13 protein-coding genes are annotated in these 14,333 nt (G+C 45.3%); 7 read left to right on the forward strand and 6 right to left on the reverse strand.

Going from position 1 to position 14,333, the window contains the following annotated elements; genetic code table 11:
- Positions 1-90: 90 nt before the first annotated feature.
- From V7Q33_RS11200 to V7Q33_RS11210, 3 genes are all read left to right on the forward strand, one after another.
- The gene (locus V7Q33_RS11200; protein ID WP_331976545.1) at positions 91-525 is read left to right on the forward strand and encodes a tellurite resistance TerB family protein; all 435 of its coding nucleotides are present in this window, start codon (positions 91-93) and stop codon (positions 523-525) included.
- Between the two features lie 174 nt (positions 526-699).
- On the forward strand, positions 700-2,148 hold the full coding sequence (locus tag V7Q33_RS11205) for a TonB-dependent receptor (RefSeq protein ID WP_331976546.1): 1,449 nt from the start codon (positions 700-702) through the stop codon (positions 2,146-2,148).
- 16 nt (positions 2,149-2,164) lie between these two features.
- A complete protein-coding gene (locus V7Q33_RS11210) occupies positions 2,165-2,569 on the forward strand; it encodes a DoxX family protein (protein ID WP_333819893.1) in 405 nt (134 codons plus the stop codon).
- Positions 2,570-2,653: 84 nt separating this feature from the next.
- On the opposite strand, the gene V7Q33_RS11215 is transcribed toward V7Q33_RS11210, so the two are convergent.
- Positions 2,654-2,836, reverse strand: coding sequence for a hypothetical protein (locus V7Q33_RS11215; protein WP_333819894.1), 183 nt, complete (start codon positions 2,834-2,836; stop codon positions 2,654-2,656).
- A 56-nt stretch (positions 2,837-2,892) separates the two neighbouring features.
- On the opposite strand from V7Q33_RS11215, the gene V7Q33_RS11220 reads away from it, so the two are divergent.
- Positions 2,893-3,561 carry an OmpA family protein gene (locus tag V7Q33_RS11220; protein ID WP_331976551.1) on the forward strand — a complete coding sequence of 223 codons (669 nt, stop codon included), beginning with the start codon at positions 2,893-2,895 and terminating at the stop codon, positions 3,559-3,561.
- A gap of 60 nt (positions 3,562-3,621) precedes the next feature.
- Positions 3,622-4,641, forward strand: a complete 1,020-nt coding sequence (gene yiaK, locus V7Q33_RS11225) for a 3-dehydro-L-gulonate 2-dehydrogenase (RefSeq protein ID WP_331976553.1) — start codon at positions 3,622-3,624, stop codon at positions 4,639-4,641.
- 176 nt (positions 4,642-4,817) lie between these two features.
- Here the strand turns inward: yiaK and V7Q33_RS11230 are convergent, their stop codons facing one another.
- The 5 genes from V7Q33_RS11230 to pckA form a co-directional block, all read right to left on the reverse strand.
- Positions 4,818-5,960 carry a lactonase family protein gene (locus V7Q33_RS11230; RefSeq protein ID WP_333819895.1) on the reverse strand — a complete coding sequence of 381 codons (1,143 nt, stop codon included), beginning with the start codon at positions 5,958-5,960 and terminating at the stop codon, positions 4,818-4,820.
- 40 nt (positions 5,961-6,000) lie between these two features.
- A complete protein-coding gene (locus tag V7Q33_RS11235) occupies positions 6,001-7,203 on the reverse strand; it encodes a glycoside hydrolase family 1 protein (protein ID WP_333819896.1) in 1,203 nt (400 codons plus the stop codon).
- A 1-nt stretch (position 7,204) separates the two neighbouring features.
- Positions 7,205-7,978, reverse strand: coding sequence for a M15 family metallopeptidase (locus V7Q33_RS11240; RefSeq protein ID WP_333819897.1), 774 nt, complete (start codon positions 7,976-7,978; stop codon positions 7,205-7,207).
- A 260-nt stretch (positions 7,979-8,238) separates the two neighbouring features.
- Positions 8,239-8,712, reverse strand: coding sequence for a hypothetical protein (locus V7Q33_RS11245; RefSeq protein ID WP_331976561.1), 474 nt, complete (start codon positions 8,710-8,712; stop codon positions 8,239-8,241).
- Between the two features lie 203 nt (positions 8,713-8,915).
- Positions 8,916-10,529: a phosphoenolpyruvate carboxykinase (ATP) gene (gene pckA, locus V7Q33_RS11250; protein WP_333819898.1), complete on the reverse strand. Its 1,614-nt coding sequence runs from the start codon at positions 10,527-10,529 to the stop codon at positions 8,916-8,918.
- A gap of 191 nt (positions 10,530-10,720) precedes the next feature.
- Here pckA and V7Q33_RS11255 point away from each other — a divergent pair, with 191 nt between their 5' ends.
- Together V7Q33_RS11255 and V7Q33_RS11260 are read left to right on the forward strand one after the other, a co-directional pair.
- On the forward strand, positions 10,721-12,220 hold the full coding sequence (locus tag V7Q33_RS11255) for a peptide MFS transporter (RefSeq protein ID WP_333819899.1): 1,500 nt from the start codon (positions 10,721-10,723) through the stop codon (positions 12,218-12,220).
- A gap of 24 nt (positions 12,221-12,244) precedes the next feature.
- A complete protein-coding gene (locus V7Q33_RS11260; RefSeq protein ID WP_333819900.1) occupies positions 12,245-14,287 on the forward strand; it encodes an OPT family oligopeptide transporter in 2,043 nt (680 codons plus the stop codon).
- The last annotated feature ends 46 nt before the right edge of the window (positions 14,288-14,333 follow it).

Consider the following 14,333-nt stretch of genomic DNA (forward strand, 5'->3'; position numbering starts at 1 on the left):
GAAGTGGGGTATATAATTCAACAGGTATTTGTTGATTATCGATGGCGAGCGTTGTAATTTCAAATAATAATTAAAAAAATTACCTCACGTATGATTGGCTTTTTTGAGCATCAGTATTTATCGTATAAAAAGAATCACATCAAGAACCTGCTGGCCCTGGCAAAAGTAGACGGACACATGCATGAGCAGGAAGAAGCATTGCTGTACAAAATTGGCAAGCGCTACGGATTGAAAGATCGCCAGGTAAAAGAACTGGTAGAGAGCGATGAGAAGTATGTGATTAATGTTCCTGACAATCATAACGATCGCATGAACCTGTTATACGACCTCGTACTGATGGTATATGCTGATGATGTAGTCGATCCGCATGAAGTAGAATTTTGTGAAGATGCCGTGCAGCAATTTGGAATGAGTAAAGACCTGGTGCAATGGCTGCTCCAGGAGTTTCATAAAGGAACACCACCGCCTCCGGATGAATGGGAAGAAATCAAACGTGAGGCAAAAGAAAAATTCACGATCAGTTGATCAGTAGAAGGGTAGCAGTATAGCTGCCCTTTTATTTTTTATAAAATGGACAAAATCCTACATGTCAAAACTTTACAGGGCCGTGCACAGTTATCCCTGTAACTTTAAGTTATATTTAATTTTCAACCATTGGGCATTAACGGTAAATTAGACGCGAAAGCAGGGGGACAGCTTATGGAAGAATTCAGAAAACTTACTACGCAGGAAAAGGCACTGCGTATCAATCTAAGTAAATCAATTTATGGTTCATTTGCCGAGATAGGCGCAGGGCAGGAGGTAGCAGCAAACTTCTTTAAAGTAGGCGGTGCCTCCGGAACAGTTGCCAAAACGATGTCGGCTTATGATATGAAGTTCAGCGATGCGATCTATGGGGTATGCGACCGCTATGTTTGTGAAGATCGTCTGTTGAGAATGCTCGATCACGAGTATGTTTTGTTGCCCGAACGTTTGCCGCATCGCATTGAGAACACGCGCTTTTTTGCATTCGCCGATACGGTAGAAATTCTAAACTACGAGCGCACCAATCAGGGACACGGATGGATAGGATTGCGATTTCAGCTCACACCCAAGAGCGAGCCGAATGATTGTGTGATACACGTAAAGATGCTGGACACCGATCAGCTCCAGCAGCAGCTGGCATTGGGTATAGTAGGTGTAAACCTGCTCTACGCCTGTAATTTTATGAGCGACCCGGAAGATATACTCATGTCGTTGTTGGATGGTCTTACACCCCGCAGAATTGAAATCGATATGTTCCGTCTTTCCGGACCAGACTTCAAGCATGTAGACAACCGGTTGATGGCGCTGAAGATGGTGAAGAACGGATTAACCAAAGCCGCCATGTTTGGTCCGGATGGTAATGTGATGCAGCCATCGGATGAACTGTATAAGAAGAACGTACTGGTATTGCGCGGCCGCTTCCGTCCACCCACCCATGTGAATGTGGATATGCTGCTCACGTCACGCAGACATTTCAAACAGGAGAAAGATGTAGATCGCTCCAAGATCGTGTTGCTCTCTGAGCTTACGTTGAATGATCTGAGTCCGGATGGAAAGATCGATGAAAAAGACTTTTTGCATCGTGCTGATATACTCTGTTCGTTAGGACAAAATGTATTGATTTCGAATTACTTTGAATACTACCGATTGGTAGAATACTTGTCGAAGATCACAAAGGGTAAAAAGATCGGTATCATTATGGGTATATATGCCCTGCAAAAGGTATTTGACGAGAAGACTTACGAGAACATTCGCGGTGGTATACTGGAGTGCTTTTCTTCGCTCTTCGGCACCAATGTAAAGCTATATATATACCCTGCGCTGCAGAAAGATTCAGACGAGCTTTTCACGCTCAAGGATTTTGAAGAAGATCTGCCGGCTAATCTCAAGAACCTGTTCCGCTACCTGATGGATAATAACAAGCTGGAAGATGTGAACGATGCTGACACCCGAAAGCTGCATATTATATCCGACAATGTGTTGGCTATGATTCGCAAGGGTGAAGCAGGCTGGGAGAAATTTGTGCCCCATAAGGTAGAGGAAGCTATCAAGGAATACGGATTATTCGATTATCCGCGCACCAGCAAAGACCCAGCAGTAGAAGAAGTGCCGGTAACGGGTTGATATAGTTTGGAAGCCCATGAAAGTACATCGCGATGATATTGGAAAGTTGATTTTGCGGTTAACCTGCGGCATTCTTCTGTTTCATGGGATATTCAAGGTATTTACAGATATTCAACATGTTAAAAATTTAGTAATAGCTGCCGGTCTTCCGGCAGTTGTTGCTTATGGAAGTATCATCGGAGAATTTATAGCGCCCATCTTCTTGATTATCGGTTATAAAGCAAGGCTTGCTGCACTCGTTATGGTTTTCAATATGATCATGACCATTGTGGTGGCCCATCGCGCCGTGGCTTTCAAACTGAATGATTTCGGTGGATGGATGATCGAAACTAATATGCTTTTTCTTTTAACAGCGCTCGCTGTTTTCTTTTTCGGTGCAGGCCGCTATAGTGTATCAGGCGGTAAAGGCCCGTGGCAGTGATGTAAACATTTAGGGGACAAACGAAACCTTCAAAGGAGTTAAGTACGATGTATCTGAAAAGACCTGCATGAAAGGTGGTATGGATCAATCCGGCCACAGGCGTGAAACAATACTACCGAGGTTTTGCCAGTGGCTTTCGCGCGAAGGATTTAACGTTATATACTTTTGATCATCGGGTATCGGAAATTCGCGCCCTGAATTTACGTTAGAGAAGCGAGCTGCATAAGGTACTTGTTTACCCCATTTCCGGTTATTTAACGATGACATAACCAGCCAACGGTATAAATTTTGTTAAGGTGAATAAGCTTTTCTACTTTTAAGTTATGAAAAAATTAACCGCCCTCACGATAGTATGCCTGGCAGCGAATATACTCTTTGCCCAGAACGATGGTATTACAGCAGTAGGAAAAATAACCGATTCGAGAACAGGTAAAGGTATAAAAGCCAGCATCCGCTATAGCAGTATACCTACAGGCAGTATCTTTGGAAGATTCAGCGATAGTACATTTTCGTTCTCTATTTTCGGAACCGCTAAATATCAAATTACCGCATCGGCCGAAGGCTATAATACACGTACGGTAATTGTTGATCCGAAAGATATAGATGGCAACCGGAAAGTAGTGCGCGATGTGAGTCTTACGCCTAAAGGCCAGACTATTATATTGAATCACCTTATCTTTGCACAAGGTAAAGCTATAATCGATCCTAAATCATACGGTGAACTGGATGAAGTTGCCCAGATGATGAAAGAGAATACCCGCATTGAAATTCAATTGGAGGGGCACACCGATAATGTGGGGAGTCCGAAGGCAAACCTTGAATTGTCGCAAGATCGCGTGGATGCTGTAAAAAAATACCTGGTGGAAAAAGGTATAGCGAAAGGCAGAATTCAGACCAAGGCATTTGGAGGCTCGCAGCCACTGGCTAACGAAATGACACCGGAAGCACGTGCTAAAAACAGACGTGTGGAGATGCGTATCCTGAAAGATTAATTCAACCGCATTTTAGTAACTTCACAGGCGCCAGCAGGTAAAAAGCTGGCGTTTTTTTTTATGGAGAAAGATTTATCCTTTGTGCGTATACCGTATGCAGATATGTACGATACATTTTTGTCTGCCTTACAAAAGGTTGGGTTTACAGATGATCGTGCTGCGAAGTGCGCGGAAGTATTCGCGGTAAATAGTGTTGAAGGAATATATACACATGGTATAAATCGCTTTCCCCGTTTTATCTCCTATATTAAACAAGGGTATATACGCATTGACCAGGTGCCTGCTTTAAAAAGCGGTTTTGGAGCAGTGGAACAATGGGATGGTAATCTTGGTCCCGGACCATTGAATGCATTACATGCCTGCGATCGCTCCATGGAGGTTGCACAGCAAAACGGTATAGGATGCATAGCGCTAGCCAACACCAACCACTGGATGCGAGGTGGCTATTACGGATGGCATGCAGCGAAGAGAGGTTTTGCATTTATCGGGTGGACCAATACCATTGCCAACATGCCCGTGTGGGGAGCAGTTGACCCGCGATTGGGAAATAATCCGTTAGTAATTGCTATACCTTATAAAGACCATGCTATAGTACTGGACATGGCAATGTCGCAGTATTCGTATGGTGCATTGGATCAGTACAGCACACGTGGGCAGTCGCTTCCGGTACCGGGCGGATATGATGAACAAGGCCATCTTACACAGGATGCATCTGCAATCATGGCATCGCGCAGAGTTTTACCGATCGGTTATTGGAAAGGCTCAGGGCTTTCGTTGCTGCTGGATATACTGGCAGCAGTTCTTTCCGGAGGTTTGTCTACACAGGCTATAACAAAACAGGAAGCAGAGCATTCATTGTCGCAAATATTTATCACCATAGACCTTTCCAGGCTGAATCATTTCCCGGGCATTGCCGGTACACTTGATACAATTATTCAGGACTACCATGACTCGCACCCTGAGCCCGGCAAAGAGGTTCACTATCCGGGAGAGCATGTTAACAAGATCAGGGAAGCTAATCTGAAAGCAGGTATACCGGTAGCCCGGAAAATATGGAATGAAATTCTTTCGTTACGTTAATTGAAAGTATATACCTTCAGTATCTATAAAATTACCGAGTGACAAAGCGATTCAGGACAGATAATGTGACCAACAGTTAACCGTTATTGTTCAACCAGGAAATTTCAGGTTTAAAGTTTCAGGTTTAAAGTTCAAAGTTTAGCTCACACTGCATTGAACCTTGAACCTTAAACTTTTTAAGGAAGAGCGATCATCTTCAAACAAACCGGAGCCGGAACCTTCACAGGCTTACCTACGGGTGCAAGCATACCGGTTTTAGCATTGATACGGAACATCGCAATGGTATCAGAATCCTGATGAGCCACGAATATATATTCTCCTTTCGAATCGATCATGAAATTGCGTGGTGTATTTCCACCGGTAGTTTGCTGGCCAACCAGTTTTATTTTTCCATCGGCGCCAATCGAAAATATGCTGAGGCCGTTATAGCCGCGATTCGACATATACAGGAATTTGCCCTTCGGATCAACATGTATATCGGCACTGGTATTTTTACCGGCAAAGCTTTTCGGTAACGCGAGAACGGAATCCTGCAGAATGGTAAGATCACCGTTCTTCTTATCGATTTTGAATGTAGCCACGGTAGAACTAAGCTCTTCGGCTACATACATATAATTTCCGTTGGGATGGAAAGCAAAATGTCGTGGACCACAGCCAGGTTTTACCGATGCTTCTTTCTGTTTCGAATCATCCAGAGTACCCGTCTTCAGGTTGAAGTTATAGATATATAGCTTGTCAGTGCCGAGATCGGCTGCATAGAGAAAGCGATTATCAGGTGAGATCAGTGCCGAGTGCAGGTGTGAACTTGTCTGACGTTCGGAGTTAACACTGTTGCCTATATATTTTTTGGAGTCGGATGGATTCCCTACAAGTCCGTCTTCAAAAAGCGGGAGCACTACCAGGTTTCCTTCATTGTAGTTTGATACAAATATATACTGTCCGGTTTTATCAAAGCTGATGTGGCAGGGTTCAGCGCCGAAAGATGATCGTGTATTCAACACGGTCAACTTTCCGTTCTTTGCATCGATGGTATAGGCCGTAACAGAACCACCGGTTTCATTCTCACTTGCTTTACCACGATTGACGGAATATAAAAATTTACGGGTAGGATGTATACCTAAAAATGAGGGACTCTCCAAACCGGGCACCTGCTGAATGGGTGTTAGCGTTTTCTTTGCACGATTGAACGCAAAACTATATATACCCTGGCTGCCGCGAACACTGAATGTTCCTACATAGAGTATCTCTTTCTTTTGCTGTGCATACGTAAAAATAAAGCAGAGGGTCAACAGCGTCAACGTCAACAGTCTTCGGATCATGGTCAGGTAATAAGTAGTAAATGAAGGTAGTATAAATTTGTTAAACCGGAACTTCTTTGTGTTTATATATACTTATTTTTTTGGAATGCGCCAGTGATGCATATAGCGCACCACTTGGTTTCATTATTCTGTTCTTCGTTTTCAAATCACATTCATACAGTCCAAAGCGCATGGATGGGCCTAGATGCCATTCAAAATTGTCCCAGGTGCTCCAGAAGTAATAGCCCTTTATATCAATACCATCTTTAATCGCCTTGTGGATGATCTCGGCGTAATCCTGTATAGCCTGCAGCCGCAGGAAATCGCTCTCGTCACACACACCGTTTTCTGTAATGATGATCGGCTTTTTGTATTTGTTCCAGTAACGATCGAGACATGTTCGTAATCCTTCGGGATAATATTCCCAGATGTCATCATGCTTTCGTCCCAGTTCTTTGAGCTTATGTGGTGTTTCGAGATACGTAATTGGTAGCGGGTCGTGTGGTATGCGACCATAATAACTCATGCCGAAGAAATCTACTTTTTCGAAATGACTCGGTACATACTCCATGAACCACCAATCGCTGAGTCGTGCCGGAAACCAGCCAAGTATATTTTCAGCGGAGAACACGGTGGCGTTGTGAGATATACCTACGGGCTGATCAGGAAGCTTTTCCTTAATATAGCCGTATACAATATCATGCGCCTTGCCCATGTTTATAACCACTTTACCTGCCGTAAGCGGATTGATTTTAAAAGGAGGGAAGAACCCGGTAATCCATCCATAGCTGGCGTAAACATTGGGTTCATTGAAGGTATTCCAGTACGAAACATACTGACCATACTCGTCTATTACCTTTTTGCAGAAATCGACCCATAGCAGAATGTTCTCTTCCTTTTCCCATCCGCCACGCTTGGCAAACCATAGCGGGTTGGTGAAATGGTGAAGCACCATCATGATGTTTACACCACGGGCTTTGAGCTTTTGTAAGAGCGAATGATAATGCTGTTGCGTTTCCGGGTGAAAATTACCGAGTGGTTCGCGCTGCAGCTTGCTCCACATCAGACTCATGCGGTAATTGGGCGCGAGTTTGGCAATGATCGCGATGTCTTCTTCGAGCCTCAGCTCATGATCCGTTGTCTGATCAAACACAAAGCCATCGCGCGACTGTATGCCTTGCCAGTCATGTTCAAAAGCGGTTTCGATTTGGGTAGCGGCTGTACTTGTTCCAAAGAAAAAGTGTTCCGGAAAAGTAAGTCTCATACTAATTGCGTGTCAATGCACTCTGTGATGTCTCCCATTCCTTCCAGTATTTTCGCAGAAGCCTGATGTCTTCTTCCATGCAGGGATATAATTCATCACATTTCGGTACTGGGGGAAGTATACCTTTTGCGAGATGTACAGAAGTTAATCCGCCAGTCCACTCAAAGTGACCGGGGTCATACGGTGTTCTCCAACGGCCACCCCAGCGCAAGCCGAGTTTCTCGCCTTCCGCGCCAATCCTTTTCCAGAGCGCGGTATTGTCCCACACGGCTACAGAATCGATAATCGGCACCACATCAACGGCTAATCCGTATTGGTGTTTAGAGCGCCCTGCACCCGAGCTGGTATATTTGCGCCCCATGGTTTTATATTCATTCTGCTTGGCGTGAGTACGATAGGACTCCACCACGGCTAACTCAATTCCCTGTGCGCGACAGGCAGCCATCAGTATTTTGATCTGATCACGAAAATATGGATGCAGTGCCTGCAAGTCTGTAATCATAGGCATGGCACCACGGTCTTTTCCAAAAGTAAAATTTTCAACAAAACGCCATTGTTTCCAGCCGTTAATGGTGTCAATGGTGATCTCGGTTTCCTGAATCGTTACAATCGCAGAAGAATCGATCTTTACAGGTTCTTCGACCGGTTCACTGTAAAAGAACTCTGCATGCTCGCGGCAGTCAAATGGTGCAAACAGTCCATTGAATTGTGCGTGAGCAGCAACGTGAATAAGTAACAGAACGGGGAGGACGAGCGGCTTCAAAAAATTGAACATTTCAACAGCATCGTTAACGGGTGCAAATATAGGATATTTGTGAGATCATTGCTTTATGCCAAAGTTAAGAATAGCTGCGTAGTTGAAGGCTGCAAGCCGCTGGCTTCTGGTTGCTGGGATGTGTGAGGATGGTGCAGGTGAGTGTCTGGTTAACCTGGAGATGTATAGAGTATTTGCTGGCGGCTGGTAACTGGCAGCTCGTAACTAAAAAGGCTGCTCTTTGCAGAACAGCCTTGTTATCTTAGCTATGGAATTTCGATTTAGTTTACGGCGTTGTCTTTCGACAACTCATCCATCAGCGTCTGATACTTGGTTTTCAAAGCTTCATCGCTGTTAATGGCCTTCTTCACTTTGTTGAAAGCAGCTGCTCCCACATAGTCTTTCGCCAGTAACTGGTACGTTTCCTTGATCTTCGCAGTACCTTCTTCTTTCTTCGCAATCACTTGCTTTACGAAGCTGATCTCCTCAGGAGTAGCATTAGCTTCCAATAATTTGCCCTCATCGTTAATGATCTTGAACAACTCGTTGTAACGCTGCGCTGTTACCGACTGATTGCTCGTTACCATTTGTTTGATCTGTCCTGACAGAACCGCTTGCATCTCATTCACAGAGTCCATGGCAATCGCATACTTTTTCAACTCCTCATCCGTCACCGTTGTTGCCGCATCTTGCGCGAACAATTTTGCAGAAAAAAGCGCCATGAAAAATACCAGGCTAAAAAACTTTAACTTCATAAGAATGGCTTTTTTAGGTAAAACTTTCTTTTGTTACAAAATGCATGTTAGCAAATAGAATGCCTGCACAGCTGTTAGTTTGCTGCCAGCGGTAAATATTTCGTTCCAATGGAAAGTGTACCCGATAAAATGAAAAAAGCCGCCCACGAATTGCTTCGAGGCGGCTCATGCCAATCCCTGCGTGATTAAGCCAAACGAAAACTTTAGGCGTGCATTTTAACTTGCGGAGCGCCTTTTAATATCTCTTCATTTGCGTGAAGCGCAAATTTTTCGAAGTTTTTCAGAAACGCCTCGGCGAGAAATTGCGCTTTGTGGTCATATTCCTCAGAATCACCCCACGTATTTCTCGGGTTGAGGATTTCTGCCGGCACTTCCGGACATGTTGTAGGCATAGCGATGCCAAATACTTCATGTGGACGGAAGATAACTGTATCTAACGCCCCGGTTAATGCAGCAGTAATCAGCGCACGAGTATATTTCAGGCTCATGCGTTTGCCTGTACCATACGGTCCGCCCGACCAACCGGTGTTTACAAGCCATACATTTACATTTGCTTCTTTCATTTTCTTGCTCAACATCTCGGCATATACTGTAGGATGCAGCGGCATAAAGGGAGCCCCAAAGCATGCCGAGAACGTCATGGTTGGTTCAACCACATCGGCTTCTGTGCCGGCAACTTTTGCAGTGTATCCCGATATAAAATGAAACGCAGCCTGTCCGGGAGTTAACTTTGCAATAGGAGGAAGGACACCGTATGCATCGCATGTGAGGAAGAATATATTCCTGGGATTCCGACCGATGGATGGCTTGGTGATGTGCTCGATAAAATCGATCGGGTAGCTAACGCGGGTATTCTCTGTACGGGAGCAGTCTGAAAAGTCAACCTCATTCGTGCCGCTTTTGCAGATAATGTTTTCCAGCAACGCCCCCGCCTTAATGGCATGGAAGATTTCCGGTTCTTTTTCTTCCGAAAGGTTGATGGTCTTTGCATAACATCCGCCTTCAAAGTTAAAGATCACATTGTCGGATGTCCAGCCGTGTTCATCATCACCGATCAATTTTCGATTCGGATCTGCCGAGAGCGTAGTCTTACCTGTTCCTGATAATCCGAAGAATATAGCGGTGTCGCCCTTCTCGCCTTCATTGGCAGAGCAGTGCATGGACAGTACATTCTTTTGATGGGGCAAAATAAAGTTCAGCGCGGTGAATATACCTTTCTTGATCTCGCCCGTGTAGCCGCTGCCACCAATGAGAATGATCTTGCGCGTAAAATCGATGATCGAGAAGTTGTGTTGACGCGTGCCGTCTTCAGCGGGCGTTGCCAAAAATCCCGGAGCATTTACGACCAGCCACTCGGGCTCAAACTCTTTCAGTTCCTGTTCGGTTGGCCGAATGAACATGTTGTATACAAACAGGTTCGACCACGCATATTCATTGATCACACGGATGTTCATGCGATAGCGCGGATCGGCACAGGCGTATACATCGCGCACAAAGAACTCTTTGCCGTTCAGGTAACGAAGCATTTTCTTATAAAGCTGATCGAACCTGGCAGCATCAAACGGTATATTAAAGTTATTCCACCAGACAGCGTTCTCTGTTATAGCGTCCTTCACGGTGAATTTGTCTTTAGGTGATCTGCCGGTAAACTCTCCGGTATCCACTGCAATGGCTCCTGATTTTGTGATTTTTGCCTGTCCGCGTTCGAGCGCAATCATGGTGAGTTGCTCCGGGGGGAGATTCCAATAGACTTTACCTTCGGGAATACCGAGGGCTTCGATCCCGGCTGAGCGGGACCTGATTCCGAATTCAAGCATGTCGTGTTGGGTTAATGAGTTTTACAAAGGTATGTCAATTTCGAACCGCTTCAATCGTTTGCAATTTTATTTTGTCCAATGTTGCGATGAACAAACAGTATTTGCGAAAATGGATTTATCAGCCTACTTTGACACCGGTTTAGAGAACCGCAATCAGTATTTTATTTTACCTGTCTGACCTATTTGTTTTAATGGATTCTGGAAAAACCTTTTTCGGCCATCCACGAGGATTGGCCACTTTATTTTTTACCGAAATGTGGGAGCGCTTCAGCTACTACGGCATGCGGGCACTGCTACTGCTCTTTATGGTTGCACCTGCTACCAGTGGGGGAATGGGCTTTGACGATCGAACGGGCGGAGCCATCTACGGTTTGTATACCATGTTTGTATACCTGCTCGCATTGCCGGGCGGTTGGCTGGCCGATAAATTCTTCGGACTTCGTAAATCTATATTTTATGGTGGCTGCATTATTGCCATGGGACACATCTGCCTGGCATTGCCTTCCAATGAAACCTTCTTCCTGGGATTACTGCTCATCGTAATTGGAACCGGGTTGCTGAAGCCGAACATCAGTAGTATGGTGGGGGAAATATACCCGGCTGATGAACAGGTAAAACGCGATGCCGGCTTCTCGATATTCTTTATGGGTATAAATTCCGGAGCCCTGATATCACCCATCATTGTAGGCTATCTCGGCGAAACCATAAACTGGCACTACGGTTTTGCTGCAGCTGGTATAGGCATGATCTTCGGATTGATACAGTACCGGGCCACCGAAAATTACCTGGGCACAGCAGGACTCGAGCCCACGCGCTTAGCCGATCCACAGCAGCAGCAGAAACGCGAAGATTCAATCCGTGTAGGACTCTGGATCATCAGTATAGCCTTGATCGTATTTGTTGCGCTGCTCTTAACCAAAGTAATTGCCATTGACCCGATCGTATTTGCCGGAGCCTCCGGGTTGGTAATTAGTATAGCTGTAGTTATATACTTTATCTATATATTCCTGTTCGAGAAACTGGATGGTGATGAGAAGAAGAAAGTGTTTGCTATATTTTTGATGTTTCTGATCACGACTACGTTCTATGCCGGTTATGAAGGACAGGGATCATCGCTGAATCTCTTTGCCAAGCGCTATACCGAGCGAACCTTCGGTTCTTTTGTGATGCCTGCGAGCTGGCTGCAATCGGCACCGTCATTTTTTGTGATCTTGTTTGTACCTGTATTTACCTGGCTGTGGTCAACACTGGCCAAGCGGAAACTGAATCCGATAACACCTATAAAACTTGCGTTGGGATTGATCTTTATGGGCGCAGGATACCTGATCATGGTTGGAGCATCGGAGATTGTTTTCAAAGGCGCCAAGCCGTTGCCGACATGGCTTGTGCTCACCTATATGTTCCACACCTTCGGTGAGATATGTCTTTACCCGATCGGCTTGAGCGGCGTTACCAAACTTTCGCCAAAACGCCTGGTAGGACAAATGATGGGCGTTTTCTTTATGGCACTTGCCCTCGGAAATCTCTTTGCCGGTCTATATGCTGGTGAGTTTAACGATGAGGCAATTACGAAAGACCCTTCGTTGCTCACCGTGCTCTTTGGCTTCATTGTGAAGATCATGTTTATAGCGGGCGCGATTGTACTTGTATTCGCGAAACCTATACGCAAGCTGATGGGCAATATTCAATAACACTAACCGCGCACTCATTAACCTATGGAAGTAAATAAATCATTCAAACCGTACGTAGCTCCCGAGCAAAGGATTCCGGAGTTCACCGTCAAATCCATTCTGTTTGGATCACTCTTCGGCATACTCTTTGGCTCGTCAACAGTCTATCTGGCGTTGAAGGCGGGGCTTACTGTTACCGCTTCAATACCCATCGCGGTAATAGCCATCACGCTGGGAAGAAAATTTCTGAAAACAACCATACTCGAAAACAATATTATACAAACCACAGGTTCCGCCGGTGAAAGTATAGCAGCGGGTGTAGTATTTACCTTGCCCGGATTTTTGTTTTTATCGCCCGGAGAAAATGGTGTTAGTATGGGCGAGGGGTATTTTACGTATCTCACCATCCTGATCCTTGCAGCATTCGGAGGTATGTTAGGAACGTTGATGATGATACCGCTCCGCCGATCGCTTATTGTAAAAGAACACGGCACTTTGCCGTACCCGGAAGGCACAGCATGTGCGTCTGTACTGCAGGCAGGAGAGAAGGGTGGTGTGTTTGCACAGACTGCATTCTCTGGTATGGGTATCGCATTGGTCTATGCGCTGCTTCAAAAAGTCTTTCACGTTATTGCTGAAATACCGGCCTTCGTTACAACACAGGCGAATAAGTATTGGCCATCAGCTACTACGCGGGCCGAAATAACACCCGAATATTTAGGGGTTGGCTATATTATAGGTCCGCGTATCTCCGGAGTGTTGGTGGCAGGTTCGGTGCTGGCATGGTGGGCCATGATCCCATTGCTCAGTACATTGGTAGCGCCCGATACAATCGCACTGCAACTGGTAAAACTTGGCAACCTTGCGAATCTCAACACCGCTGGAGGTTACGGCAACTGGGATCCGCAGACACATACATTCGGTAATTATGCCGATGCACTATACAGAGCCTACATTCGCCAGATTGGCGCCGGTGCTGTGGCAGCCGGTGGATTCATCACATTAATTAAAACGATACCTACTATAGTAAGCTCATTCCGCGAAAGTATAGGATCACTAAAAGACAAAGGTCAGGGAAGTGTGCTGCGCACAGAAGATGATCTTTCTTTCAAGTTCGTGATCATCGGGAGTATAGGGCTGATATTACTCACGGCTTTTCTGCCCAGTACGATCATTCCGGGCGATAACATTCTGCAGAAGCTTTTCATCGGTATACTGATCGTATTGTTCGGATTCTTCTTCGTAACCGTATCCAGCAGGATCGTTGGTCTGGTGGGTACCAGCAACAATCCTATATCCGGCATGACTATCGCCACCCTGATGGGAACATGTCTCATTTTTACCAGTATTGGCTGGTCAGGTAAATTCTATGAGCCGCTGGCATTGGTAGTAGGAGGTATGATTTGTATAGCTGCTTCGAATGCCGGTGGTACTTCGCAGGATTTAAAGGCAGGTTATATTGTGGGCGCAACCCCACGCTTACAACAAATGGCATTATTCATCGGAGCCATTGTTTCGTCTATCGCGATCGGTGTTATTGTTCAGATTCTGGATACACCTACACCGGAGATGGTGCAACAAGGTATAAAACATGCTATAGGCAGTGATAAATATCCGGCACCGCAAGCTACGTTGATGGCTACGTTGGCACGCGGTATACTTTCCTTCAACCTCGATTGGCAGTTTGTGATGGTCGGTGTTTTTATAGCCGTAACCATGGAGCTGTGCGGTATTAAAGCACTGGCTTTTGCTATAGGGCTATATCTTCCTCTCTCCACTACACTGCCGATTTTTGCCGGTGGTGCAGTAAAAGGTTATGTAGATTGGAGAGCCGAGCGTAAAGGTGAGAAGGTACAGGATGATGAATTAGGGCGCGGCAGTTTGTTCGCTACAGGTTTGATTGCGGGTGGTGCACTCACTGGAGTGATCGTGGCTATACTTGCGGTAGTATTACCAGGATTGATGGATGCGTTCAACGTAGAGCATTCACTTACAGAGAGCCTTGGTATAGCAGGATATCACATTTTAGGAACAGCCTTCTTTGTAGCAATGATGCTGATGCTATATCGATTGGCGGTGAAGAAATAAGAAATAAGAAATAAGAAATAAGAAATAAGAAATAAGAAATAAGAAA

It is taken from the genome of Ohtaekwangia sp., assembly GCF_036786105.1.
Taxonomy (GTDB): domain Bacteria; phylum Bacteroidota; class Bacteroidia; order Cytophagales; family Cyclobacteriaceae; genus Ohtaekwangia.